The organism is Chitinophaga oryziterrae (genome assembly GCF_009758125.1).
GTDB classification, from domain to species: domain Bacteria; phylum Bacteroidota; class Bacteroidia; order Chitinophagales; family Chitinophagaceae; genus Chitinophaga; species Chitinophaga oryziterrae.
Genome location: NZ_WRXO01000008.1, coordinates 166,570 through 191,503 on the forward strand (window position 1 = coordinate 166,570; position 24,934 = coordinate 191,503).

Annotated in this window: 22 protein-coding genes; 13 read left to right on the forward strand and 9 right to left on the reverse strand. The window is 44.6% G+C overall.

Annotated elements, in window-relative coordinates; genetic code table 11:
* The first annotated feature begins 22 nt into the window (after window positions 1-22).
* Window positions 23-1,258, forward strand: coding sequence for an ATP-dependent Clp protease ATP-binding subunit ClpX (gene clpX, locus GO495_RS23685; RefSeq protein WP_157302387.1), 1,236 nt, complete (start codon window positions 23-25; stop codon window positions 1,256-1,258).
* A gap of 90 nt (window positions 1,259-1,348) precedes the next feature.
* On the opposite strand, the gene GO495_RS23690 is transcribed toward clpX, so the two are convergent.
* Window positions 1,349-2,068: a hypothetical protein gene (locus GO495_RS23690; RefSeq protein ID WP_157302389.1), complete on the reverse strand. Its 720-nt coding sequence runs from the start codon at window positions 2,066-2,068 to the stop codon at window positions 1,349-1,351.
* A gap of 140 nt (window positions 2,069-2,208) precedes the next feature.
* On the opposite strand from GO495_RS23690, the gene GO495_RS23695 reads away from it, so the two are divergent.
* On the forward strand, window positions 2,209-2,403 hold the full coding sequence (locus GO495_RS23695) for a hypothetical protein (RefSeq protein ID WP_089782194.1): 195 nt from the start codon (window positions 2,209-2,211) through the stop codon (window positions 2,401-2,403).
* Between the two features lie 289 nt (window positions 2,404-2,692).
* On the opposite strand, the gene GO495_RS23700 is transcribed toward GO495_RS23695, so the two are convergent.
* The 6 genes from GO495_RS23700 to porX all read right to left on the reverse strand — a co-directional run bounded on the left by GO495_RS23700 (window position 2,693) and on the right by porX (window position 9,468).
* Window positions 2,693-4,318, reverse strand: a complete 1,626-nt coding sequence (locus GO495_RS23700) for an NADP-dependent glyceraldehyde-3-phosphate dehydrogenase (RefSeq protein WP_157302391.1) — start codon at window positions 4,316-4,318, stop codon at window positions 2,693-2,695.
* A gap of 425 nt (window positions 4,319-4,743) precedes the next feature.
* Complete coding sequence (locus GO495_RS23705) at window positions 4,744-5,883, reverse strand: acyl-CoA dehydrogenase family protein (protein WP_157302393.1); 1,140 nt, start codon at window positions 5,881-5,883, stop codon at window positions 4,744-4,746.
* Window positions 5,884-5,892: 9 nt separating this feature from the next.
* Complete coding sequence (locus tag GO495_RS23710; protein WP_157302395.1) at window positions 5,893-6,582, reverse strand: ComEA family DNA-binding protein; 690 nt, start codon at window positions 6,580-6,582, stop codon at window positions 5,893-5,895.
* Window positions 6,583-6,673: 91 nt separating this feature from the next.
* Entirely contained in the window at window positions 6,674-7,441 is a 768-nt protein-coding gene (locus GO495_RS23715; protein WP_157302397.1) for an MBL fold metallo-hydrolase, read from the reverse strand.
* Window positions 7,438-7,875 (reverse strand): hypothetical protein, encoded by a 438-nt coding sequence (locus tag GO495_RS32250; RefSeq protein ID WP_240915312.1) that lies wholly within the window; start codon window positions 7,873-7,875, stop codon window positions 7,438-7,440. The genes GO495_RS23715 and GO495_RS32250 overlap by 4 nt, the downstream gene beginning before the upstream one ends.
* 33 nt (window positions 7,876-7,908) lie before the next feature.
* Complete coding sequence (gene porX, locus GO495_RS23725; protein ID WP_157302399.1) at window positions 7,909-9,468, reverse strand: T9SS response regulator signal transducer PorX; 1,560 nt, start codon at window positions 9,466-9,468, stop codon at window positions 7,909-7,911.
* Window positions 9,469-9,759: 291 nt separating this feature from the next.
* Here porX and GO495_RS23730 point away from each other — a divergent pair, with 291 nt between their 5' ends.
* Genes GO495_RS23730 through GO495_RS23775 form a run of 10 tightly spaced genes read left to right on the forward strand, consistent with a single transcriptional unit; the run spans window position 9,760 to window position 20,203 of the window.
* Window positions 9,760-10,986, forward strand: a complete 1,227-nt coding sequence (locus GO495_RS23730; protein WP_157302401.1) for an HD domain-containing protein — start codon at window positions 9,760-9,762, stop codon at window positions 10,984-10,986.
* 45 nt (window positions 10,987-11,031) lie between these two features.
* Window positions 11,032-12,081 (forward strand): UDP-3-O-(3-hydroxymyristoyl)glucosamine N-acyltransferase, encoded by a 1,050-nt coding sequence (gene lpxD / locus GO495_RS23735; protein WP_157302403.1) that lies wholly within the window; start codon window positions 11,032-11,034, stop codon window positions 12,079-12,081.
* Between the two features lie 34 nt (window positions 12,082-12,115).
* The gene (locus GO495_RS23740; protein ID WP_157302405.1) at window positions 12,116-13,537 is read left to right on the forward strand and encodes a bifunctional UDP-3-O-[3-hydroxymyristoyl] N-acetylglucosamine deacetylase/3-hydroxyacyl-ACP dehydratase; all 1,422 of its coding nucleotides are present in this window, start codon (window positions 12,116-12,118) and stop codon (window positions 13,535-13,537) included.
* 2 nt (window positions 13,538-13,539) lie between these two features.
* Window positions 13,540-14,334: an acyl-ACP--UDP-N-acetylglucosamine O-acyltransferase gene (gene lpxA / locus GO495_RS23745; RefSeq protein WP_157302407.1), complete on the forward strand. Its 795-nt coding sequence runs from the start codon at window positions 13,540-13,542 to the stop codon at window positions 14,332-14,334.
* Window positions 14,331-14,954 carry an ABC transporter ATP-binding protein gene (locus GO495_RS23750; RefSeq protein WP_157302408.1) on the forward strand — a complete coding sequence of 208 codons (624 nt, stop codon included), beginning with the start codon at window positions 14,331-14,333 and terminating at the stop codon, window positions 14,952-14,954. The genes lpxA and GO495_RS23750 overlap by 4 nt, the downstream gene beginning before the upstream one ends.
* Window positions 14,955-14,993: 39 nt before the next feature.
* On the forward strand, window positions 14,994-16,298 hold the full coding sequence (locus GO495_RS23755) for an MFS transporter (RefSeq protein WP_157302410.1): 1,305 nt from the start codon (window positions 14,994-14,996) through the stop codon (window positions 16,296-16,298).
* A complete protein-coding gene (locus GO495_RS23760) occupies window positions 16,279-17,118 on the forward strand; it encodes an MBL fold metallo-hydrolase (protein ID WP_157302412.1) in 840 nt (279 codons plus the stop codon). Before GO495_RS23755 ends, GO495_RS23760 begins: the two co-directional genes overlap by 20 nt.
* A 56-nt stretch (window positions 17,119-17,174) precedes the next feature.
* The gene (locus GO495_RS23765; protein WP_157302415.1) at window positions 17,175-17,555 is read left to right on the forward strand and encodes a co-chaperone GroES; all 381 of its coding nucleotides are present in this window, start codon (window positions 17,175-17,177) and stop codon (window positions 17,553-17,555) included.
* A gap of 32 nt (window positions 17,556-17,587) precedes the next feature.
* Complete coding sequence (locus GO495_RS23770) at window positions 17,588-19,132, forward strand: helicase HerA-like domain-containing protein (RefSeq protein WP_157302417.1); 1,545 nt, start codon at window positions 17,588-17,590, stop codon at window positions 19,130-19,132.
* Window positions 19,133-19,150: 18 nt separating this feature from the next.
* Window positions 19,151-20,203 (forward strand): Gfo/Idh/MocA family oxidoreductase, encoded by a 1,053-nt coding sequence (locus GO495_RS23775; RefSeq protein WP_157302419.1) that lies wholly within the window; start codon window positions 19,151-19,153, stop codon window positions 20,201-20,203.
* 164 nt (window positions 20,204-20,367) lie between these two features.
* Here the strand turns inward: GO495_RS23775 and GO495_RS23780 are convergent, their stop codons facing one another.
* On the reverse strand, window positions 20,368-22,275 hold the full coding sequence (locus tag GO495_RS23780; protein WP_157302421.1) for a RecQ family ATP-dependent DNA helicase: 1,908 nt from the start codon (window positions 22,273-22,275) through the stop codon (window positions 20,368-20,370).
* Window positions 22,276-22,319: 44 nt separating this feature from the next.
* Window positions 22,320-24,422 carry a heavy metal translocating P-type ATPase gene (locus GO495_RS23785; RefSeq protein ID WP_157302423.1) on the reverse strand — a complete coding sequence of 701 codons (2,103 nt, stop codon included), beginning with the start codon at window positions 24,420-24,422 and terminating at the stop codon, window positions 22,320-22,322.
* 84 nt (window positions 24,423-24,506) lie between these two features.
* Here GO495_RS23785 and tsaE point away from each other — a divergent pair, with 84 nt between their 5' ends.
* On the forward strand, window positions 24,507-24,920 hold the full coding sequence (gene tsaE / locus GO495_RS23790; RefSeq protein ID WP_157302425.1) for a tRNA (adenosine(37)-N6)-threonylcarbamoyltransferase complex ATPase subunit type 1 TsaE: 414 nt from the start codon (window positions 24,507-24,509) through the stop codon (window positions 24,918-24,920).
* The last annotated feature ends 14 nt before the right edge of the window (window positions 24,921-24,934 follow it).

Genomic DNA, 24,934 nt, shown 5'->3' on the forward strand with positions numbered 1-24,934 from the left:
TTTTAACGTACATTTGTAAGCTATGAAAGAGTCCAAAATACGTTGTTCATTCTGCAACCGCTCTAAAGATGAAGTGCAGATCCTGATTGCTGGTGCAGATGGCCACATATGTGAGAACTGTGTAGCAAATGCTCAGGAAATCATAGAGCAGGAGCTGTTTCAGCAACAAGGAAAAAAAGCGCCTTCTCACTTTGTACCCAAAGTGTCTAAGCCCGTTGAGATAAAGAAATTCCTGGATGAGTACGTGATTGGTCAGGATGATGCCAAGAAAATCCTGGCAGTGGCCGTATATAATCACTACAAACGCCTGAACCAGCAGGTAGGTGATGATGATGTGGAGATTGAAAAGTCAAATATCATCATGGTAGGTGAAACCGGTACCGGTAAAACCCTGCTCGCCAAATCCATCGCACGTTTACTGAATGTGCCCTTTACTATCGTAGATGCAACTGTATTCACAGAAGCAGGTTACGTAGGGGAAGACGTGGAAAGTATCTTAACCCGCCTTTTGCAGGTATGTAACTACGATGTAGAAGCTGCTGAACGTGGTATAGTATATATTGATGAGATAGATAAGATCGCCCGTAAAAGCGACAATCCGTCCATTACCCGTGATGTTAGCGGTGAAGGTGTACAACAGGGTCTCCTGAAGCTCCTGGAAGGTACAGAAGCACTGGTTCCCCCGCAGGGCGGACGCAAACATCCGGAACAGAAGCTGATCAAAGTAAACACCCAGAACATCCTGTTCATTTGCGGTGGTGCTTTCGACGGCGTAGAGAGGATCATCAGCCGCAGGATACAGACCCATTCCATCGGGTTTACTGTCAACAAGGAAAAAGAAGAAGAAAACAAAAAACATATCCTGCGTTATATCAACTCACAGGATTTGAAAGCGTTTGGTCTTATTCCCGAGTTATTAGGCCGTTTACCGGTGGTTACTTATCTGAACACACTGGACGCCGATGCACTGAAACTGATCCTTACAGAGCCTAAAAATGCCCTGTTAAAGCAATATAAGAAGCTGTTCATGGTAGAGAATATAGAACTCTCCATAGAAGACGGCGCTATTGACTACATCGTTGAAAAAGCATTGGAGTATAAACTGGGTGCACGTGGCTTACGTTCTATCTGTGAAGTGGTACTGAGCGATGCGATGTTCAACCTGCCTTCTTCCAATGAAAGTACTTTTGTACTGACAAGGGCCTATGCAGAAGAAAGATTAGACAAGTCTACACTGGTGCAACTGAAAGTTGCGTAAGTACAATAAAATCATAATAAATAAGGGATCCACTATACGCGGGTCCCTTATTTTATTTACAGTTCTTTCGGCACTCCCTCGTTTGGAAATTCATTTATCAACAGCTGTAATTTTAATAGCAGTTTCTTTTTCCTCCAAGGGTTTTTCCAACCTTTGTATTCCCATCAGGGAGAAAGTACCCAGCTCAAATAATGCAGTATCAAAAGAATTTTTCTCTTTTGCCATTTTAAGCAATGTTCTTTTGCTGACCCATACCGGCGGGAAATTCCGTGTACTGTCTCTCAGCAATGCTACAATTTCGGCTGGTAGATTCGTCTTCGGTTCCAGTACAGCAGCAGACAGTAACAATGCCGTATCATTCTCTCCTACAACTTTTGCATACTCCTCTCTGCTACCGTAAAAATGGTAATAATCCTGTAGGGTAGGTTTCGTAATGAGGGCTGCTTTCTGTTCATATTCCTTTTCCTGTCGAACTTTCCGATCATAATTCTTGTACATGTCCTCCAGAGAATAGAGTATGCTGCCCGCCAGTATCAAAATCGGGCCTATAAATGCGATCAGAATGGATGTCCATGAATAATGGATATGCTTCAATTGCTGCTCAAGTGCATCATTTATCTTGTATAATTTCCCGTCATTTGCCCGTGCATTCCAGGAAAGCCCTATCGGGAATAAAGGGATCCAGTAAACATGTGCATAGCGTTGTGTTAATTCGAACTGCTTAATATTCTCAAGGGGGGTGAGAATTCCAAGCTCCTCCAACTTAACAGACTTCCTGCAATAGTGGTTGTGTCCAAATACTATTCTCATAGATGTAGGTACGTATAGGTGTTCTACAAGATAATAAATACCGCTCACTTATATGTATTATTTTACTAATAACTAACCTGCCACCATTTATTTCCTCCTTTTTTCAATTCTCGTTACCTTTAAGGCTCAAGCTATTAATTATGGATCTGTTACAAGAATTAAAAGACAAAGCCGGCCTTACCAATGAGCAGGCACAGAAAACTTTTGAGATACTGAAAGAGTTTGTAAATGGTAAAGTGCCTGTCTTTTTAGCGGGTACTGTAGACAAATGGTTTAAAGATATTGAGAAAAGAGCGGGGGAGAGTAATAAGGAGAATGACTTCCTGGAACACTAGCAATTATTGATTGATACAAATGCAAAAAGCATCCCGGTTGAGAGGATGCTTTTTTTTTGGGTAGAAATTTTTCGAGTGTCTGTCTGTGTTGAAGGTTGATAAATGGTAAAGAGTGATGAATTAACCCAAATTTAACGTTCTTAGTTCAATATTCCATCACACTAAAGGGTTAATACTCACTTTTTTGTAAAATAATATGATCGGTAACCATATATTAATAAATTAATTTATGGCTAAATAATTAGTTAATAATAACGTAACACTCTTTATTCGGCTAATAGGATATTGCTTAAAATATATATTTTGTTGACAAAAAGTTCGAAGTCTGATCGCTGATGATCTGATTGAGGAGTTTTTTATTCTCTTCTGTTTGTTTTACTGCTACCATTGTTCGAATAGAAAACGCTCTCAGTGCATCCGGCACACTTAATGTTCCTTCTGCAGAATCTTTACGACCGGTAAATGGAAAAATATCCGGTCCGCGCTGACACTGACTGTTGATATTTACCCTGCTTACCTGGTTTACGAGCGGATCTATCAATGATGCCAGTTCGTCTGCATCGTTGGAGAACAGGCTGACCTGCTGTCCGTGATCTGATTGGATCAGGTATTCTATCGGTGTTTCGATATCATCGAAAGGCAGTACAGGAATTACAGGGCCGAATTGTTCTTCGCGATATAACTTCATCTTCCCGTTCACCGGGTATAACACTGCCGGATATACTAAAGATTCGTAAATCAGTCCGCCGTTTTCATTCATCACCTTTGCGCCGTTAGCGATCGCATCATCTATACATTCTTTCAGGTACACAGGTTTCTGCGGTTCCGGTAACGGTGTAAGGAATACATCTTTTTCCCAGGGCATGCCCAGTTTCAGCTTTCCGATAGCAGCGCCTAATTTTTCCAGGAAAGCGTCTGCCACCTTCTTATGTACAAAAACGATTTTAATGGCCGTACAACGCTGCCCATTGAACGATAATGATCCCAGCACACATTCCTTCACTGCGAGGTCTAAATCGGCCTTATCGGTGATAATAGCGGCATTTTTAGCGTCGAGTCCGAGGATGGCACGGAGCCTGTTCACTTTCGGGTGCAGTTTTTTGAGCTGGTTGGCTACTTTGCTGCTGCCTATCAGTGTCAATACATTGATTTTACCTGATACCATCAAAGGGGCAATGATCATGTTACCACGTCCGTAGATCGTGTTCACTACACCCTTGGGGAAGCAGGTACGGAAGGCCTCCAGCAGTGGATAGTGTAATAAAGTACCGTGCTTGGGCGGTTTGAACAGGATCGTGTTCCCCATGATCAAAGCGGGGATCAGCGTGGTGAATGTTTCATTCAGCGGATAGTTGAATGGTCCCATACAGAGCACTACTCCCAGTGGGGACCTTCTGATCTGACCTATTATCCCCTGTTCTATCTCAAAACGGCTGGAGTTACGGTCCAGGTCTTTCAGCGAGTCTATTGTGCTGTTGATGTACTCTATCGTTCTGTCGAATTCTTTTACGGAATCTCCATATGATTTGCCTATTTCCCACATGATCAGCTTTACGATCTCGTCTTTCTTTTCGATCATCTTACCCGTGAACTTATCCATGCAGGCGATCCTTTCTGCGATAGGCATGGTAGGCCATTCTCCGCGACCGTCATTATATGCTGATACAGCCGCGTCTAAAGCGGTCATTGCTTCTTCTGGTCCGCACAGCGGGTAAGAACCGATTACTTTTCTTTTTAGTCCTGCTGACGTTTGTATGCATATAGGCGAGAGCACGGTGTGTACGTCTCCGTTCCAGGGTTTCATTTCTCCTCCGGTCAGGTATTCTCTCTGGTGAACTTCTTCAGGCAGTTGGTATTGAGCCGGAATGGCATCTGCTGAGGGGAACATATGATGTAATTGTTCTTCAAAACTCATGACATAGTTTTTTGGTACTGAAAGATAAGAAAAGCAGGATTATCTAAATGTTATAAGATACCGGATCCTATATTATTCAATAGCTATTATTGAATACCTATCAATGGATGCTTATCATTGGATGGTATATTATTCAGGCTCCTACGGAGCCCCGTGTTTGCAGCAAATATTTTACGCCACAAACCCAGACTCCGTCAGGAATCCCCTATTTGCGATAAATAAGGGACTCCTGACGGAGTCTGGGTTTGATTGTATATCGTATTGCTACAAACACGCCGCTCCTCTGGAGCTAATGATGTTTTGTTATGAACACAGAATCTAGTGGGGCTTTCAATTTGCGACAAGCAGGGAGTTGGGTTAGATCCTTTTTGGTCACCCCCATATATTTCTCAGGCAGCAAACAAGCAGCTCTTAACGGATAAAAATTACCGGAGTGCTTCTCTTGCTATTACCAGCTTCTGTATTTCAGATGTACCTTCCCCGATAGTGCAGAGTTTTGCGTCTCTGTAGAATTTTTCTACGGGGAAGTCTTTCGTGTAGCCATAACCGCCAAAGATCTGTACGGCTTCGTTGGCGGCGCGCACTGCCACTTCAGAGGCGTAGTATTTGGCCATAGCAGCTTGTTGTGTAACTTTCTGTCCATTCGTTTTGCCTGCTGCTGCCTGCATGGTTAACAGTTCCGCAGCCATGATCTCTGTTGCCATATCTGCCAGTTTAAAGGAGATACCCTGGAAGTTGGAAATCGGCTGATCGAACTGGTGACGTTCCTGAGAATATTTAAGGGCTGCTTCATATGCTCCTTTAGCGATGCCAAGGGATAAAGCTGCAATAGAGATCCTGCCGCCATCCAGCACTTTCATAGACTGAATAAAGCCTTCTCCGGTGTGGCCCAGCATATTGCCAGCCGGGATGCGGCAATTATCGAAGATCATCTCTGCCGTTTCAGATGCTCTCATCCCCAGTTTGTTTTCTTTTTTACCACCACTGAAGCCAGGAGTACCTCTCTCTACGACGAAGGCCGTCATACCATGGCTGTCACGTACATCGCCGGTACGGGCGATGACTACTGCCAGGTCTCCGCTTTTACCGTGGGTAATCCAGCATTTTGTACCGTTAAGCACCCATTCGTCCCCATCCTGCTGTGCCACACATTTCATGTTCATGGCATCAGAACCGGTGTTGGGTTCTGTCAGTCCCCAGGCGCCTATCCATTCTGCGCTGGCCAGTTTAGGCAGGTACTTCTGTTTTTGTTCTTCTGTGCCGAATTGTAGTATATGTCCGGTACACAAAGAGTTATGGGCGGCGACACTTAAGCCGATGGCTCCGCAGATTTTAGAGATTTCGCTGATGACTGTCACGTATTCCAGGTATCCCAATCCGCTGCCACCGTATTGTTCCGGCACCAGTACTCCCATTAAGCCCAGTTCTCCAAGTTGTTTGAATAGCTGTACCGGAAATGTCTGGGTTTCATCCCATTCCAGTACATATGGCTGAATATTTGTTTTTCCAAAGTCACGGATCACCTGTGTGATCTGTTTCTGCATTTCTGTAGGCTCAAAATTCATAACGGGGGTCTATTTTATTGTTTTGATGTAAGGTTCAAGTTTACGATAAATACTATCATCTACCAATGGTATGTCAAGAAGCGCCGAAGTATGCCTGAAAGGCCCGTTGTTATTGCGATACAACACTATTAACCGTGCCAGTTTATAGTGTATGTACGGATGTTGTGCCAAAGATTTTTCATCCAGCTGGTTGATATCCAGATTTTTTAGTGAAACCGTATCTAATTTCAGATATGATTGAATTTTCACAAATGTGGAATCAGGTAAACCGTATGTTTCTCTTATCTGACTGATGCTGTAAAAGCCGCCAAGTTTATTTCTGAAGCGGATAATACGGCTGGCCAGGGCCGGACCTATTCCCGGTAAAGAAGTCCAGGCGATGGAATCTGCACTGTTAATACTGATGATCAGTTTTTTACGCGTATAGATCGTATCTCTTTTCCAGTCGGTTCTCTTCCAGGCAGTTACACCGTGTATGCGTTGCTGCTTATCCTTTTGTTTAAACTGTTTACGGGGCGTTTCTGCCGGTTTAATCCATCCTTTATCTGTAATGATCTCTCCTTCAGTTACCGGGGGATGGAAATATTCCCACGCAGCAGGTGTGGAAACACAAATACTGATTAATACCAGTAATACTATAATACCGGTTCTTTCCTGTTTGGAAAAGTTGAAGTATTCCTTCCATAACGTCTGCTTCATGGGTCAACAGTTAAAGGGCGGCAAGTTATGGCATAAATAAAAAATATGGGGTTAATAAGGCGTTAAAGAATATCAGGCTTTCCTGTGGTCGTTATGGCAGCTCTACTTCCAGTCCGTCATAAGCCAGGGCCATTCCGGGCGGCAGTTCTGCCATTACTTCGTCGTGCAGACCAAGCTGGTGGCTGATATGTGTAAAGTATACCTGGGGAATGTCCAGTTCCTGTGCCAGTGCAATAGCTTCTCCTAATGTAAAATGGGAGATATGTTTTTCCATGCGCAGGGCGTTCAGTACCAGCACTTTGGAACCCCGGATCTTATCCTTTTCCTCTTCGGAGATGAAATTGGCATCCGTGATATAGGTGAAGTCACCAAAACGGAAGCCCAGTACAGGCATCTTATGGTGCATCACCGTTACAGGCATGATGGTAAACCCGTTTACTTCAAAGGGATCACTATCAATTGTTTTAAGGTTTATTTCCGGAATGCCCGGGTATTTATTTTCTGCGAATGCGTAGGCAAACTCCCGCATAATTATTTCCTGGGAGAATTCACTGGCGTATATATCTATGGATTGCTGCTGGAAATAGTTGAATGCACGGATATCGTCCATACCAGCGATATGATCTTTATGAGAGTGGGTGATCAGTACTGCTTCCAGGTGTTTGACCTTTGCTCTCAGCATCTGGTAGCGAAAGTCGGGGGTAGTATCTACCACAATGTTCCCGGCTATTGTTCCGGTAACCATAATACTGCTGCGCAGGCGATTGTCCTTTGTATTTGCAGAAGTACAAACCCTGCAGCCACAGGCAATTACCGGTACACCCTGAGAAGTACCTGTTCCAAGAAAAGTTATTTTCAATTCTCTGATGGTTGTGCTGGTGATGGGTTTTCCTCTTCAGAAGTGCTATCTGAAGGAGATTTTTCTGCTTCTGTGGAGGCTTGTGCTGCTTCAGCGGTTTTGACAGCTTCAGCAGCGGCCGCTTCGGCCTCTGCCACTTCTTCTGCTGCCTCTGCGGCCTGCAATGCATTCCTGTTTTCCACTATCTGCTTGTATAACTTCAGTGATTCAGGTGTCAGCAGCGTATCATCCAGTTGCATGGTAGATAAGATATCCAGCAGGCTGTTGATACGTCCTTCCAAATTCAGGAATTTATTGATCACCACCACTTTCTTGTGTTCCAGAACACAATAGCCAGAGTTGAATGTGCCTTTTTCAAAACGCAATTCATACTTGATTTCGCTGAAAATTTTTTCCAGACGTGTCAGGTTATTGGGTGTGACTTTAAAGTTCATTCCGCAAAAATACTACTTACTCTTCAATAGTACCTACTTGCTCACCATCCTTGCTATAGGTACGATTATTTCTTCCAGGGAAATCCCACCATGCTGGAAGGTATTCCGGTAGAAATTAGCAAAGTAGTTGTAGTTATTCGGATAACAGAGATATCCGTCTTCCTTGGCAAAGATGTAAGAAGAGTTGACGTTCGGCCGGGGCAACCCTGCCTCACGGGGATCGCGGAAAGCCACTACGTCCTTGGCATCGTAGTTCAGGTTACGGCCATGTTTGTAGCGCAGGTTGGTAGTTGTCTGCTTATCCCCTATCACCTTTATTGGTGTTTTCACACGTACATTGCCATGATCGGTGGCCAGTACTATATTAATTTTCTTATCGGCAATACGTTTTAACGCCTGATGTAAAGGAGAGTGTTCGAACCAGCTGGCGGTGATAGAACGGTAAGAGGCTTCATCTCCTGCCAGCTCTTTCAATACTTCCATTTCTGTGCGGGCATGACTCAGCATATCCACAAAGTTGTACACGATCACATTGATCGGATAAGCCATCAGGTTATGGATATTGTTCACCAGGTGTTGTCCGTCACTATGGGTAGTCACTTTTGTATATGAAAAGCGGGTATCCATTTTAAGCCGGTACAGCTGATCTGCAAAGAATGCTTCCTCATGCAGGTTTTTCCCGCCGTCCTCATCATCATTCTTCCATTCCTCCGGGAAATCGTGTTCTATATCTATTGGCAGCATGCCTGCAAAGATGGCATTACGGCTGTACTGAGTGGAAGTAGGTAATATGCTGTAGAAAGTATCTTCATTCACCAGCCTGAAGGATTCCAGGAAGATAGGCATGATCGCCTTCCACTGGTCCAGGCGCAGGTTATCTATGATAATGAAGAAATTGGGGACCTCCGGGTCCAGGTTAGGGACTACCTTCTCCTGGAAGACGGTATGAGACATGACCGGCGCGTCTTTGCTCTTGGGGCCTACCCAGCTGGCATAGTTACGACCTATGTATTTGGCAAACTCGGTATTAGCCTCTGCCTTCTGCATATTCAGGACTTCCAGCATTTCAGGACTGTTCGTCTTGGCCATCTCCATTTCCCAATACACCAGTTTTTTATAGATGTCCATCCATTCGTTATGGTCGGGATTGGAACTAAGCGCCATGAACAGGGTGCGGAACTCCTGCTGATAAGCGGTAGTTGTCTTTTCTGCTACCAGGCGTTTGTTGTCGATGATCCTTTTCAGGGATAATAGTACCTGATTAGGGTTTACCGGTTTTATAAGATAATCGGTGATCTGAGAGCCTATCGCCTCGTCCATCACGTTCTCTGCTTCATTTTTAGTGATCATCACCACGGGAATCTGCTGATCGATCTCTTTGATCTTGGCCAATGTCTCCAGTCCGGTTATCCCCGGCATAGACTCATCCAGCAGTACTACATCTACAACTATCGACTTCTCCTTCAGAAATTCAAGTGCATCATAGCCATTGGTCAGCGCAGACACTTTATATCCCTTGTTTTCGAGGAACATGATCTGTGATTTCAAAGACTCTATTTCATCATCTACCCAGAGTATATTTATCTGACTCATGCAACTTATATGTTTTGATATGGTAAATTTTCAGCTCAATCAGCCCAAGTTAGCATTCTATTCTGTCAAAAACCGTACTCCATAGCCAATTGAGACACAATTAATTGTTAAAAAGTACCCGGTTTCTTTTATAATATTCAAATATTAGTATTTTTAATCATAAAATTACAAAAACGTTAAAAATGGGGAGATATATAGGGGAAGTTTCATCCTCCATCGTCTATACATTAGAAAAAGTTACAGATAATAAATCCTTAACGTAGCTTTGTCTAAGCTAAAGGAGAACGGTAAATGGCAGAACGCAAGCGCAAAATTGTAAATGATCCGGTATATGGCTTTATAACGATAGACCATCCACTGATCTTTACCCTTATTTCTCACCCTTACTACCAGCGTTTACGCAGGATTCATCAAATGGCGTTAGCTCATCTGGTCTATCCCGGCGCTATGCACACCCGTTTTCATCATAGTATGGGCGCTTACCACCTGATGAGTTGCGCGCTGGCGGAATTAAAAAGTAAGGGGGTAGAGATTACGGAAGAGGAAGATATAGCGGCAAGAATGGCCATTCTCCTACACGATATTGGCCATGGGCCCTATTCTCATGCATTGGAAAATGGGATTATAGAGGGCGTATCCCATGAAAAGATCAGTCAATGGCTGATGGAAGAGCTGAACAAGGAGATGGGCGGGGCCCTCAGTTTAACAATAGATATCTTTAACGGGCGTTATCATAAAACCTTTTTGCATCAGCTCGTTTCAAGCCAGCTGGATGTGGACAGGATGGATTACCTGAACAGAGATAGTTTTTATACCGGGGTTTCTGAAGGAGTGATAGGCTACGACCGTATTATAAAGATGCTCACCGTGCATAACGGCGAGCTGATGGTGGAAGAAAAAGGCATTTATTCTATAGAAAAATTCATTGTCGCACGGCGTTTGATGTATTGGCAGGTATACCTTCATAAAACCGTACTGAGTGCGGAAAATATGCTGGTAAATATCCTGCGCAGAGCGAAAGAGCTGGCATCAAAGGGAGTATCACTTTTTGCTTCTCCTGCCCTGCACTACTTTTTATACAATACGATCACCGCTGCCAATTTTGAGGAAGAACCTACCTGTTTACAGAAGTTCTGCCTGCTGGATGACTACGATATCATGGGCGCCATTAAGGTTTGGGTACAACACGAGGACAAAGTGCTGTCTTTACTTTGCAACTGGCTTATAAACAGGCATTTATTGAAATGCACCCTTAGTGATGACGACTTCGATGCAACAAGGATTCAAAGATTTAAACAACTTGTGGAAGAGGAATATGGCATTATCGGAAAGGACCTGGATTACTTCGTTTTTACGGGTACGGCCAGTCTGAGCGCATATAACATGAACACAGAGAAGATCAATATTCTTTTTAAAGACGGAACTGTAAAAGACATTTCCTCTATTGAGAATGCGCTGGTAAGCCATACACTGGCTATACCCGTAAAAAAATTCTACATTTGTCATCCTAAAATCTAAGCGCCGTTAAAGACAAGGCTTAGATAACTATATTAATTAATAACTATGCAGTTTAGCGCATTACAATTGGCTACCATGCTGGATGGTAAGCTGGAAGGCAACCCGGAGGTAAAAGTGAGCAACATCGCCAAGATTGAAGAGGCCGGTGAAGGAATGCTCAGCTTCATTGCTAATCCTAAATACGAAGAGTTCATCTATACCACCAATGCTTCCATACTAATCGTAAATGAGAGTCTGGTAATTGAACGGCCGATAAAATCAACCCTGATAAGGGTAAAGGATGCCTACAGCAGTTTTGCTCTGCTGCTTGAGACATACAAGCAGATGACCAGTAACAAAAGCGGTATACAACAACCGTCTCATATTCCTGCCACTGTTAAAACAGGTCAGAACGTCTTCATTGGCGCTTTTGCATACCTGGGAGAAAATGTGGTGCTGGGAAATAATGTAAAGATATACCCTGGTGTATACCTGGGCGATAATGTGACTGTAAATGATGACAGCACATTGTTCCCTGGTGTAAAGGTGTATGATAACTGTGTGCTCGGCAAACGTGTGATCCTGCATGCAGGTTGCGTGATTGGTGGCGATGGCTTTGGTTTTGCGCCTCAGCCGGACGGTACTTATAAAAAAGTACCCCAGATCGGTAATGTTATTATTCATGATGATGTTGAGATAGGGGCCAATACCACTATAGACCGCGCTACAATGGGTTCTACCATTATCCGCCAGGGCGTTAAACTGGATAACCTGATACAGGTGGCACACAACGTAGATGTAGACACCAATACCGTTATAGCAGCACAGACCGGTGTATCCGGCAGTACTAAAATCGGTAAGAATTGCGTGATTGGCGGCCAGGTTGGCCTTGTAGGCCATATCCATCTGGCAGATGGCACTAAGATTAATGCACAGAGCGGTTTATCCAAATCTGTACCGGAACCTAATACTTCTTTAATGGGTTCACCCGCATTTGATTACAAAAGTTCGTTGAAAAGTCAGGCAATTTTTAGAAATTTGCCCGATCTCGAAAAACGTGTGAAGGAATTGGAGGATATGATAAAACAGCTGCTTTCCGTGCGGGAAGGTGTTTGAAAGGATTTTGTAGGATAAACAGTTATATAAAAATATGGAGAATCAACAGTCGCCAAGTCAACATACGATAAAAGCCCCTGTCACTATATCGGGTGTAGGCTTGCACACAGGAGCCCATGTAAACATGACCCTTAAGCCGGCTCCTCCCGGTTCCGGTATAAAGTTCCAGCGCATAGATATGCCTGATCAGCCTATAGTGAAAGCCGATGTGGATTACGTAGTAGATACCGCCCGTGGTACTACACTGGAACACAATGGCGCACGCGTCAGTACTATTGAACACGTAATGGCTGCCCTTGTAGGTACCGGCGTAGACAACGTGCTGATCGAGATCAACGGCCCTGAAATCCCTATCATGGATGGTAGTTCACAGCCTTTCGTTACAATTATCGACGAAGTGGGTGTGGCCATGCAGGACGCCAAGAAAGTATATTATTCTATAGATACGAATATCAGTTTCTATGATGATAAGAAGAATGTGGAAATGGTAGCATTACCTGCTATTGATTACCGCATTACTACTTTGATTGATTTTAATTCTCCGGTACTGGGTACGCAACATGCGAACCTGAACAGTATACAGGATTTCAAAAAGGAAGTGGCTTCCTGCCGTACCTTCGTATTCCTGCATGAGCTGGAATACCTGATCTCCAATAACCTGATCAAAGGTGGTGATATCAACAATGCCATCGTGATCGTGGATAAACCGGTAAGTGAAGAAGAGCTGAAACGCCTGGCTAAAGTATTTGAACGCGAACATATCAGCGTTGAACAGCGTGAAGGCATCCTCAATAACATCCAACTGCGTTTCCCTAATGAACCGGCCCGTCACAAACTGCTGGACGTTATCGGAGACCTGGCACTGGTAGGCTACCCTATTAAGGCGCATATCATAGCCAACCGCCCGGGACATGCTTCCAACGTGGAGTTTGCCCGTAAGATCAAGCAATATATCAGGAAGAACAAGCACATCAAAGATGTGCCTGTATATGATCCTAACAAACCGCCGATCTTTGATCTGCCACGTATTGAAAGGACCCTGCCTCACCGCTACCCTATGCTGCTGGTAGATAAGATCATTGATCTGAATGACACCACTGTAATCGGTATTAAGAACGTAACCTTCAACGAAGGCTTTTTTCAGGGTCACTTCCCTAACAATCCGGTGATGCCCGGTGTTCTACAGGTAGAAGCCCTCGCACAATGCGGCGGTATCCTGGCACTGAATACAGTACCTGATCCGGAAAATTATGACACCTACTTCATAAAGATTGACAATTGTAAGTTCAAGCAAAAAGTCTTTCCGGGAGATACAATGATCCTGAAGATGGAATTGCTGAACCCTATACGGAGAGGAATAGTAGAAATGCGCGGAACTGTATTTGTAGGGAACAAGGTAGTTACAGAAGGTGACCTGACAGCTCAAATCATTAAAACAAGAGAAGCTAAACAATAGCAATGATCCATCCGCTAACTTACATTCACCCTGACGCCAAAGTGGCGCCCAATGTAAAAATCGATCCGTTTACAGTAATTCACAAAAATGTTGAGATCGGAGATGGCACCTGGATTGGTTCCAATGTAACCATCATGGATGGTGCCCGGATAGGTAAAAATTGCCGCATATTTCCAGGCTCTGTAATATCTGCTATTCCACAGGATCTTAAGTTTGCAGGAGAAGATACTCTTACCATCATAGGCGATAACACGACTATCAGAGAGTATGTAACCGTGAACAGAGGTACGAAAGACAAACAGAAAACAGTGATCGGCAATAACTGCCTGATCATGGCTTACAGTCACATTGCACACGATTGTGAAGTAGGCAACTACTGCGTATTTTCCAACAATACCACACTGGCAGGACATATCACCGTGGGCGACTACGTTGTACTTGCCGGCATGGTAGCCGTTCAGCAATTCTGTAAAATAGGCGCTCACGCCTTTGTTACAGGTGGCTCCCTGGTAAGAAAAGACGTTCCTCCTTATGTTAAGGCTGCACGTGAACCACTGTCTTATGTAGGCGTGAATTCCGTAGGTCTGAAAAGAAGAGGTTTCTCCCTGGAGAAAATCAATCACATACTGGACATCTACCGCGTGATCTTTGTAAAAGGGTACAAGCTGTCTAAAGCGATCAGTATTATTGAAGCAGAATATCCTGCCACAGATGAAAGAGATGAAATATTGTCCTTCATCCGTGAATCAGGACGCGGCATCATGAGAGGATATACCTCTCTATCAAACGACGAATGAAGATTATTCTTGAACAGACAGGTAAGCGTTTCAACTACGACTGGATCTTCCGTCGTGTAACCGCCACCTTCAATGAGGGCGAACGCTATGCTATACTCGGTCCCAATGGTTCAGGGAAATCTACCTTATTACAGGTAATCAGCGGGCATCTTCATCACAATGAAGGGACCATCTCCTATAGCACACCGGAAAAGCTGCTCTCTCCTGATCAGTTTTTCCGGCATTGTGCCATTGCCGCTCCCTATCTTGAACTGGTAGAGGAGTTTACTCTCGCAGAATCCCTGCAATTCCATTTACAGTTTAAACAATTCATCCCTGCGGTGAAACCGAAAGATGCGGTAGGACTGGTTGGACTGGAAAAGTCCATGCATAAGCAGATCCGCTATTTCTCTTCCGGTATGAAACAACGCCTTAAACTGGCCCTGGCCATCTTCTCCGATGTGCCGGTATTGTTACTGGACGAGCCCTGCACCAACCTCGATGCTGCCGGTACCTCCCTTTATCAGCAGCTGATTACCGAATATTGCGGTAACCGCATGGTGATCGTCAGCTCTAACGATGAACAGGAATATTTCATGTGTCCCAACCGTATCAGCATTCAGGATTATAAAAATGCATAACGGCTAAAATTGTATATTCATCCCCAATTAAAGATGCATATGCAAACTGCCAGCAAAAAAGTAATTAATGGTTGGGCTATGTATGACTGGGCTAACTCAGTATACAATCTTGTTATCACCACCACTTTTTTCCCTATTTATTTCCTCAGTTCTACCAAAGCTCATTTCAACAGCGAACGTATTCCCTTCTTCGGAAAATTCTTTGTAAGCTCAGCATTGTATGACTATGCCATGGCTGCTGCGTTCCTTGTTGCGGCAATCTTCTCTCCTATCTTATCTTCTATTGCAGATACAAGAGGGAATAAGAAAAGATACCTGATGATGTTCACCTGGCTGGGTGGGATCAGTTGTAGCGCCCTGTATTTTTTTAATGGCGCAAACGTAGAATTCGGAGTGATCTTTTTCATCCTGGCTACGCTGGGTTATTGCGGAGGACTTGTATTCTATAACTCCTATCTCCCCGAAATAGCCACCCTTGAAGACCGTGACCGTGTGAGTGCCAGGGGCTTCTCCCTTGGTTATATAGGAAGTGTGTTAATGCAACTAATCGGCTTTGCGCTGGTGGTTGTAAAACCATTTGGTATCAGTGACGGACAGGCTGTACTGATTACCTTTTTATTGGTAGGCGTATGGTGGATAGGATTTGCACAGATCACTTTCTTCCGCCTGCCGGCCTCTGTTCCGGCTGTTGAACAGCACAAGGGCAGCGCCTTAACAGAAGGCTTCTCTGAGCTGCGTAAAGTATACGCTCAGGTGAAACAAATGCCGGTGTTAAAAATGTACCTGAGGGGTTTCTTCTTCTATAGCATGGGTGTACAGACTGTGATGATGGCGGCTACCATTTTTGGCAGCGATGAACTACACTTATCTGCCACGCTGCTCATTGTCACCGTGGTGGTCATACAACTTGTGGGTGTGCTTGGTGCATGGGGAATTGCACGTTTATCTGATAAATTCGGCAACTTACCAGTGCTGATTGCTGTTGTTATTCTATGGATAGGGATCTGCATCGCTGGTTACCGTGTTACAACGGCCAACGAGTTTTATGTACTGGCAGCAGGAGTAGGTCTGGTAATGGGTGGGGTACAGTCTCTCAGCCGTTCTACTTACGCCAAACTGATGCCGGAAACAAAAGATACTGCTTCGTTCTTTAGTTATTATGATGTAACGGAGAAGATCTCCATTGTAATAGGCATGAGTACGTTCGGGTTTATTCATGAACAAACGGGAAGCATGCGTAACTCAGTGCTGGCACTGACCGCTTTCTTCATCCTTGGACTGATATGCCTGCTGTTTGCTTTCAAAAAAAATGCAACACTGAAAAATGAAACTATACACAATTGATACGGGCTTTTTTAAATTAGATGGCGGGGCTATGTATGGCGTAGTTCCCAAAAGCATCTGGCAAAAACTGAACCCGGCAGATGAGAACAATATGTGTACCTGGGCCATGCGTTGCCTGCTCATAGAAGATGGCAATAAGTTAATCCTGGTGGATAACGGCATCGGCAATAAACAGGATGAAAAATTCTTCCGGCATTATTACCTGCATGGGGATGCTACCCTGGATAGCTCCCTGGCTAAACATGGTTTTCACCGGGATGATATTACAGATGTATTCTTAACACATCTCCATTTTGATCATTGCGGAGGCAGCATTATCCGTGAAGGTGACAAACTGGTGCCTGCCTTCAAAAATGCTACCTACTGGAGCAATCCGCAACACTGGCAATGGGCTACCCAGCCTAATGACCGGGAAAAGGCCTCCTTTTTAAAGGAAAATATCCTGCCAATACAGGAAAGCGGTCAGTTGAAGTTCATTGAGCAACGGGAAAATATCGCCTTCTGCCCAAATTTCCAGGTGCGTTTTGTACATGGGCATACGGATGCCATGATGCTGCCGCAACTGCGCTACAAAGACAGGACCATCCTGTATATGGCCGATCTTTTGCCCAGTACAGGGCATATACCGATCCCATATGTAATGGCGTATGATATGTTCCCCCTGACCACTTTAGGCGAGAAAAAGCGCTTTTTCCAGGAAGCGGCAGACAATAACTATGTGCTGTTCCTGGAACATGATCCGCTGATAGAATGTTGCACCTTACAGGTGACTGAAAAGGGCATCCGGGCAGGAGACCTGTTTAAACTATCTGAAATATAATAGTGCCATAATGTCATTACAAGGCTGTGCTGCACACATTTTGCACTACCCCCGGCATGGCAATACACTTAACACAAGATAATAAATTGAAGAAGCTGATCGTCGTCGGAGACCGTGTACTGATAAAACCCACTACGCCCAATGAGCGTACGGATAGTGGCCTCTATCTGCCTCCCGGACTGCAGGAGAGGGAAAAGATCCAGCAGGGATATATTATCAAAGCAGGACCGGGATATGCTATTCCCGTACCTTCTGAAGAGACTGAATCCTGGAAACAAGAGGAAGAAAAGGTAAAATACGTGCCTCTGCAGGCGAAAGAAGGGGATCTGGCTATATTCCTGGTGAGCGGGTCTACAGAAGTCATGTACCAGGGCGAAAAATACTTTATAGTACCACAGGGCGCTATCCTGATGCTGGAACGGGAAGAAGATCTATGATTAATTTTTTATCTTCATAAAAAATTAGCATCATGGCAACAAAAGAAGCATTCCTGGAGAGTATTCAGAATGGCTATACTTTTAAAGGAGAGCATTTTAAACTGGGATGTGCCATGCTGGATGGCGAGGTTATAAGTGGTGCGGACATCGTTCTTCCGTTAAAGACATTAAACCGTCATGGATTGATTGCCGGCGCTACCGGTACAGGTAAAACCAAAACATTACAGGTAATAGCGGAAGGCCTCAGCGATGCCAGTGTTCCCGTATTACTCATGGATATTAAAGGGGACCTCAGCGGGATAGCTGCTGCAGGTGTTTCCAATGCCAAAATAGATGAACGCTATCAGAAGATAGGCGGCAGCTGGACACCCTCCGCTTACCCTGTTGAATTATTCTCCCTCAGTAAAGAAAAAGGAGCCCGTTTACGCGCAACAGTTAGTGAGTTCGGTCCAATCCTTCTTTCTAAAATACTTGAATTAAATGATACCCAGGAAGGCCTGGTATCCATGATCTTCAAGTATTGTGATGATAATAAACTCCCCCTCCTCGATCTTAAGGATTTCAAGAAAGTATTACAGTTCGTTAGTGACGAAGGTAAAACTGAGATTGAAAAAGAGTACGGTAAAATCTCTACTACATCTGCAGGTACTATTCTGCGTAAAGTGATAGGATTAGAGCAACAGGGTGCTGATCTCTTTTTCGGTGAAACATCTTTCCAGGTGGAAGATCTGCTGCGTATCAGCGATGATGGTCGTGGTATGATCTCTATTGTGCGTGTAGCGGATTTACAGGACCGTCCTAAGTTATTCTCCACTTTCATGTTAAGCCTGCTGGCTGAGTTATATGCCACTTTACCTGAAGAAGGAGATCTCGATAAACCTAAGCTGGTATTGTTTATAGATGAAGCACATCTTATTTTCCAGGAAGCCAGTTCTGCACTTTTACAACAGATAGAAACGATTATAAAACTGATCCGCTCCAAAGGAGTCGGGATATTCTTCTGTACACAAAACCCGATGGATGTACCTCCGGCGGTATTAGGACAGTTAGGTCTTAAAGTACAGCATGCGCTGCGTGCATTTACTGCGAATGACCGTAAAACTATTAAGCAGACGGCGGAAAATTATCCCCTGTCTGATTTTTATAAAACAGATGATCTGCTTACACAGATAGGTATCGGCGAAGCACTGATAACCTGTCTGAATGAGAAAGGAGTACCTACACCACTGGCAGCGACAATGCTGGTATCTCCACGTTCACGTATGGATATTCTTTCTGCAGAAGAAATGGATAACATCGTAAATTCATCTAAAATGGTGAAGAAATATAACCAGGAGATTGATAACGAAAGTGCTTATGAGATCTTAAATGCCAAACTGAATGAAGCTGCGGAAAAGACTGCTGCTGCTGCCCCTGCGCCTAAAGCCGGTAAACAGGAGAAGAGCATGCTGGAAGAAGTGCTGAGTAGTCCTGTTGCTAAACAGGTAGGACGCACTGCGGCGAACATGATTACACGTAGTTTGTTAGGTGCATTAGGACTTGGTGGAAGAAGCAGTAAAAAAAGCAGCTGGTTTTAATATTCAAATACATTATTTATGGATAAGATTATCAAAGCAGGGATTTGTTCCTATGGCATGTCCGGCAGTATTTTTCATGCACCTTTTATTCATGTGCATCCGGGATTTTCGTTTTCTGCGGTAGTGGAAAGAAGTAAACATACTGCACAGGAACGTTATCCTGATGTAAAAGTATATGCCAGTGTGGAAGAAATGTTGCAGGATGCTTCACTTGATCTCATCATTGTGAACACACCTAACTACACGCATTATGATTACACGAAAGCGGCGTTGAATGCGGGTAAGAATGTGATTGTCGAAAAGCCATTCACGGTACATAACAGCGAAGGACAGGAGTTAATTGAATTAGCTGCTTCCAAAAACCTGTTATTAACTGTTTATCATAACCGCCGCTATGATGGTGATTTTAAAATAGTGAAACAGGTAATTCAAAGCGGCGATCTTGGAGAGGTATTAGAAGCTGAGATCCACTATGATCGTTATCGTGAAGAGCTGAGTTATAAGAAACATAAAGAGGCTGCTTTACCTGGTACAGGTGCCTTGTATGACCTGGGTTCTCACCTGGTGGACCAGGCGCTGATGTTATTTGGTTTGCCGGAATCTGTATGGGCAGATATCCGTATTATCCGTAAAGATTCTTTAGTGGATGATTACTTTGAACTGGTATTGTTCTACGCTAATTTACGTGTGCGTTTAAAAAGCAATTACATTGTAAGAGAGCCATTGCCTTCTTACCAGTTCCACGGACGTAAAGGCTCCTTTATCAAGACCAAAGCGGATATGCAGGAGACAATGCTGCAACAGGGATTGATGCCCGGTGCTCCCGGATGGGGTGTGGAAGCGATTGGTGAATGGGGGTTGCTGCATACAGAGAAAGACGGTCAGGTAATAAAGCAGTATCTGCCTACACCTAAAGGCAACTACCTTGATTTTTACGATGATGTGTATAATGCCCTGACGAAAGGTACGCCAAACCCGGTACTGCCTTCAGATGGATTGAACGTGATAAAGATTATTGAAACAGCGTTTGAAAGTAGTAAATCAGGGAGGGTCATTCCTTTTAAGAAATAATCTCTTCGACCCGCTCCGTCAGGAGCTCCGTGTTTGTAGGAATACCAGGCCCGGACTCCGTTAGGAGTCCCCTGTTATTAGCAATTTTAGGGAATTCCTAAGGGAGTCAGATTAAATTGTTTAATAGGATTTCTATAAACACGGGGCTCATAACGGAGCCTTAATTATAAAACCAGATATACTTTCCCATCTTCATCTCTTCCTGCTTTGCCTTCGGCAATCAGAAACTGGATCACTTCTTTTAGTCTGTCTTCCTTTATATGGGATAAGCGCTGATATAGCAGGTTCCATTCTTCAGGTTCCGGTTGCAGTTGCAATAACAGTTCTGTGGAGAGCTGTTTAAAATCCTGACTGCTAAGAGGCTTTACTTTCTTTTGTAAACAGATATCACAGACACCGCATTCCGTAGCGTCCTTTTCTCCAAAGTAAGTAGCTATCACCTGTGTGCGACAGATACTTTTATTGTTGATGTAGTTTAACAGCGCATCCAGTCTTTCCTTGTAGGTTTTCATACGTTCCCGGATACGGGCCGTATCTACATACAAACGGTCTGCGGATACCCTGTCCTCTACAAAACAAAGTTGCGGTTCGTTCTTGCGTTGGCGATAGTGTATAATTCCACGCTGGTGCAGTTGTATCAGTCCCTTGACGATCTGTTCTTCTGTGAGCCGTAACAGGCGCGCCAGTTGTTTCTCGTAGACAGGAACAGGATTGTCGAAGATACCTTCGTACGTACGTAAGAGTCTTTTTATCAAAGGCTCAAGCGCAGGTTGTGCATCTTCAAATGCGTAGAGTGTTTCTTTATTGGTAACGAATTCTACCATGGAAGGCAGGAATACGCTTTCGCTTAATTGTAATACCCCTTCCTGTTCCAGGATCCGCAGCGCGCTGTAAGTCATGGTGATATTTAACTCAAAGCGACGTGCAAAATCGTTGATATCAAAATCAAAGTATACTCCTTCCGCACTGCCAACTGCTACCTGTAAATAGTTTACAAGGCACTGGAAGACTTCTTTGATCTTTGATAGTTCAGGGAATGAGAGGGCGATATTATCAACCATATGATCCAGTTCCTCTGTATTGTAGAGAAGTACAGCGTATGCTTTCTGTTCATCTCTCCCGGCCCTTCCCGCTTCCTGGTAATATGCTTCCAGGCTGTCCGGGGCATCGTAGTGGATCACGACTCTTACATCCGGTTTATCTATTCCCATACCAAAGGCGTTAGTACAGACCATCACCCTGATATGGTTCTTTAACCATAATTCCTGCCTGGCACTACGTTCATCTCCTGTTAAACCCGCGTGGTAATAACTGGCGGAAACACCCTGTAATTCCAGCTGGTCAGCGATTTCCCGGCATCTTTTACGACTGCGGCAGTATATGATTGCGCTGCCGGTCACCCTTCCCAGTATATATGCAAGTTTTACCTGTTTCTCTTCTTCCTGCATAACGCTGTAGGAAAGGTTGGAACGGGCAAAGCTCTTCGTAAAGATCTGTGGTGTTTTCATCAGCAGCCTGTCGCAGATGTCTTTCTGGACTTTAGGCGTGGCAGATGCGGTTAATGCCAGTACCGGTATACCCGGGAAGTATTCACGGATAGCGGCGATTTCCAGATATGCCGGACGGAAATCATACCCCCATTGAGAGATACAGTGCGCTTCATCTACGGCTATCAGGTTCAGCGGCATACCATCGCAATATTCCAGGAAACGCTTGCTTTGTAAACGCTCCGGTGATACGTAAAGGAATTTGAAAAGTCCCCTGCGGGCATCTTCCAGCAGACGTTCTACATCCTGATAGTACATACCGGCATAGATAGCAGCGGCAGGGATGTTACGCTTTTGCAGGTTGGCTACCTGGTCTTTCATTAAGGCGATCAACGGGGTAACCACCAGGCATACTCCTTTTCTCATTAATGCAGGCACCTGAAAGCAAACGGATTTCCCCCCACCTGTTGGCATTAAAGCGAGTGTATCCTGCCCCTTTAAAATGGACTGGACAATATCTTCCTGCAATGGCCGGAAGTGGGCATAGCCCCAGTATTTTTGAAGTATATCAGCGGGGGTAGACATAATAAAGTGCAACTGCAAAAGTAGTGAAAAGCAGCGGACGCAGGTCAGATCACTTTTTTATATCTCAGCCTTACAGAGTTCACTGCCAGCACTATATCTGAAAGTGCCATCACACCTGCTCCTGAAATAGGGCTTAATACCCCGAAAGCTGCAAAAGGAATAGCCACTATATTATAAATGAACGCCCAGAAGAGGTTCTGTTTGATGGTCATATAGGTATGCCGGCCCAGCCCTAGTGCCAGTGGTAAAGAAGATAAATGGTTACTCAGCAGGATCACATTGGCGCTCTGCATAGCCACATGGGTGGCATCACTTAAAGAGATGCCGATGCTGGCCCTTGCCAGTGCAGGCGCATCGTTGATGCCATCTCCCACCATTGCTACAGGCGCTTCTTTCATCAGGGCATCTATCTTCTGCAGTTTCTGTTCCGGTGTCTGTCCGGCGAATACTTCCGTGATACCAGCCAAATCAGCTATCTCCCGGCATTTGCGTTCTGTATCTCCGCTCAACAGAACAGGAGTAATGCCACGCTTTTTTAACTGAATTACCATCGCCGCTGCATCCGGGCGCAGTTCATCGATGAAGTCTATCCATCCTGCCAGTTGCCCGTTTTTCAACAGATAAATGTTATGACTATCATCCTGGGTAGCCTGCTGTGCCATGATAAAAGAGCCTAACTGCCATTCATTCCCCTGTTTATCATTTGCCTGCATCCCCTTCGCTTTTATCTCCCTTACCTGCTGCAAAGGAAATTCTCCTTCCCCTTTCCAGATAGTTGTAAGGGAACGGGCGATAGGATGTGAGGAATACTTCTCCAGACTGTAGATAACGGATTTAAACTCCTGCTCCGTCATCCCTTTAAAATAATATTTACTCAGCTTTAATTTGCCGGTAGTAAGGGTTCCGGTTTTATCCAGCACCACATATTTAATGTGTTTGAATGCTTCTAATGTATTAGCCCCTTTTATCAGGATACCATTGCGGGCAGCGCGCCCTAACCCCACCATTACAGCAGCAGGAGTTGCTAATCCCATTGCACAGGGACAGGCAATCACCAGCACGGCAATACTGCGCATGATGGATTCGCGTGCTGTTACATGTCCAAAAATGAACCAGCCCAGGAAGGTAAATATAGCGATACCCAATACCAGTGGGACAAAGATGGCGCTGATACGATCAGCCAGTTTCTGCATAGCCGGTTTGTGCGACTGTGCCTGTTTTACGAGGTCTATAATATAAGAGAGAACGGTATCTTTCCCTGTAGCGGTGATAAACATTTTGATACTGCCATCTTCCATGATCGTTCCGCCGATGGCTTTGTCTTTTTCCCTTTTGGCAACCGGTTCACTCTCACCGGTGATCATCGCCTCATTGATATGTCCGCTACCCCAGTAGATCGTACCGTCCATCGGGATTTTATCCCCGGTGTTCACCAGTACACGGTCGCCCGGTTTCAGGACCTGGTTATTCACTTCATGGATATGTTCATGGTCGCCATGGGTCTCTATGAGGCGGGCAGTCGTTACCTGCATCTTAGCCAGCGCAGTGATGGCAGTAGTGGTTTGTTTGACAGAACGCTCTTCCAGCAGATTACCCAGGAATACCAGGGTGATGATCGCTGCCGCTGTTTCGTAGAACATATAATCATGACCCAGGTGCAGGATAGTACCTGTAAGGCTGTACCCATAGGCAGCGGTAGCACCCAGGGTGATCAGCACGTCCATATTGGCCATTTTATTTACCAGTGAGCGCCAGGCACTACACCCGAAATGCCACAGCCCCAGCAGGTATACCGGTGTGGACAGTGCCAGCTGAACAAGCGGGTTGTGCAGCCAGGCCCATTGTACCCACATATGCAGGAGTAAAGGCGCTGTAAATATTGCGCAAAAAATGAATTTGAATGCTAATGTATTGAGAAAGGCAGTTTTGGATACCGGCTGATCCGGTAATATTACCTGGTAACCCATCTGACCAATGCCTGTCAGCACCTCATTCACAGCATGTCCTTCCGGTAATATAAAGCTCAGATCATCTGTGGCAAAGTTCACATTTACATCCTGCATGCCTTTCTGTTCAAGGTATTTGGATACCGTGAGCGCACAGTTGGTGCAATGCATGCCTTTTACTTTCCAGCTAATCGTTTCCATACCCTAACAAAGTTACCCTACCTCCTTTTATGTGAATAAAATATTAATGCAACGGAGTAGCAATGCATTATTTAAATTTACGCTATGGAATGGATCTTTTCTGAAGAAGAATTGCCGGCGACTGCCCTCAGTTTCTGGCAATATTACAGGGAACAACATGTATTTACACTGGAAGGGGCTATGGGAGCGGGTAAAACCACTTTAGTGAAGGCCCTGTGCGCCGTTAAAGGAGTAGCAGATGCTACTGCCAGTCCTACTTTTTCTATCATCAACCAATATATCTCTGCCGATCAGCAGCCCATTTTCCACCTGGACCTGTACCGTCTGCGGGATGAGGAAGAGGCTATTGCTGCCGGTGTAGAGGATACAATTTACCAGCCCGGGGCAATCTGCTTTATAGAATGGCCGGATATCATCGCTTCTTTACTGCCACCAGACACGGTCCGGCTGCAGTTAACCGTTTTACCGGACAAAAAAAGGCTTTTACGTGCCGGATAATTGCTGTGAACAAA

Bases quoted from the DNA above. Each gene is read 5' to 3' on its own strand.
- GO495_RS23760 (WP_157302412.1), top strand. From the start codon at position 16,279: ATGAAACTATACACAATTGATACGGGCTTTTTTAAATTAGATGGCGGG.
- tsaE (WP_157302425.1), top strand. From the start codon at position 24,507: ATGGAATGGATCTTTTCTGAAGAAGAATTGCCGGCGACTGCCCTCAGT.
- GO495_RS23710 (WP_157302395.1), bottom strand. From the start codon at position 6,582: ATGAAGCAGACGTTATGGAAGGAATACTTCAACTTTTCCAAACAGGAA.
- GO495_RS23695 (WP_089782194.1), top strand. From the start codon at position 2,209: ATGGATCTGTTACAAGAATTAAAAGACAAAGCCGGCCTTACCAATGAG.
- GO495_RS23740 (WP_157302405.1), top strand. From the start codon at position 12,116: ATGGAGAATCAACAGTCGCCAAGTCAACATACGATAAAAGCCCCTGTC.
- GO495_RS23750 (WP_157302408.1), top strand. From the start codon at position 14,331: ATGAAGATTATTCTTGAACAGACAGGTAAGCGTTTCAACTACGACTGG.
- GO495_RS23770 (WP_157302417.1), top strand. From the start codon at position 17,588: ATGGCAACAAAAGAAGCATTCCTGGAGAGTATTCAGAATGGCTATACT.
- GO495_RS23775 (WP_157302419.1), top strand. From the start codon at position 19,151: ATGGATAAGATTATCAAAGCAGGGATTTGTTCCTATGGCATGTCCGGC.
- GO495_RS32250 (WP_240915312.1), bottom strand. From the start codon at position 7,875: ATGAACTTTAAAGTCACACCCAATAACCTGACACGTCTGGAAAAAATT.
- porX (WP_157302399.1), bottom strand. From the start codon at position 9,468: ATGAGTCAGATAAATATACTCTGGGTAGATGATGAAATAGAGTCTTTG.
- lpxA (WP_157302407.1), top strand. From the start codon at position 13,540: ATGATCCATCCGCTAACTTACATTCACCCTGACGCCAAAGTGGCGCCC.
- GO495_RS23755 (WP_157302410.1), top strand. From the start codon at position 14,994: ATGCAAACTGCCAGCAAAAAAGTAATTAATGGTTGGGCTATGTATGAC.
- GO495_RS23700 (WP_157302391.1), bottom strand. From the start codon at position 4,318: ATGAGTTTTGAAGAACAATTACATCATATGTTCCCCTCAGCAGATGCC.
- GO495_RS23765 (WP_157302415.1), top strand. From the start codon at position 17,175: ATGGCAATACACTTAACACAAGATAATAAATTGAAGAAGCTGATCGTC.
- clpX (WP_157302387.1), top strand. From the start codon at position 23: ATGAAAGAGTCCAAAATACGTTGTTCATTCTGCAACCGCTCTAAAGAT.
- GO495_RS23705 (WP_157302393.1), bottom strand. From the start codon at position 5,883: ATGAATTTTGAGCCTACAGAAATGCAGAAACAGATCACACAGGTGATC.
- GO495_RS23785 (WP_157302423.1), bottom strand. From the start codon at position 24,422: ATGGAAACGATTAGCTGGAAAGTAAAAGGCATGCATTGCACCAACTGT.
- GO495_RS23690 (WP_157302389.1), bottom strand. From the start codon at position 2,068: ATGAGAATAGTATTTGGACACAACCACTATTGCAGGAAGTCTGTTAAG.
- lpxD (WP_157302403.1), top strand. From the start codon at position 11,032: ATGCAGTTTAGCGCATTACAATTGGCTACCATGCTGGATGGTAAGCTG.
- GO495_RS23780 (WP_157302421.1), bottom strand. From the start codon at position 22,275: ATGTCTACCCCCGCTGATATACTTCAAAAATACTGGGGCTATGCCCAC.
- GO495_RS23730 (WP_157302401.1), top strand. From the start codon at position 9,760: ATGGCAGAACGCAAGCGCAAAATTGTAAATGATCCGGTATATGGCTTT.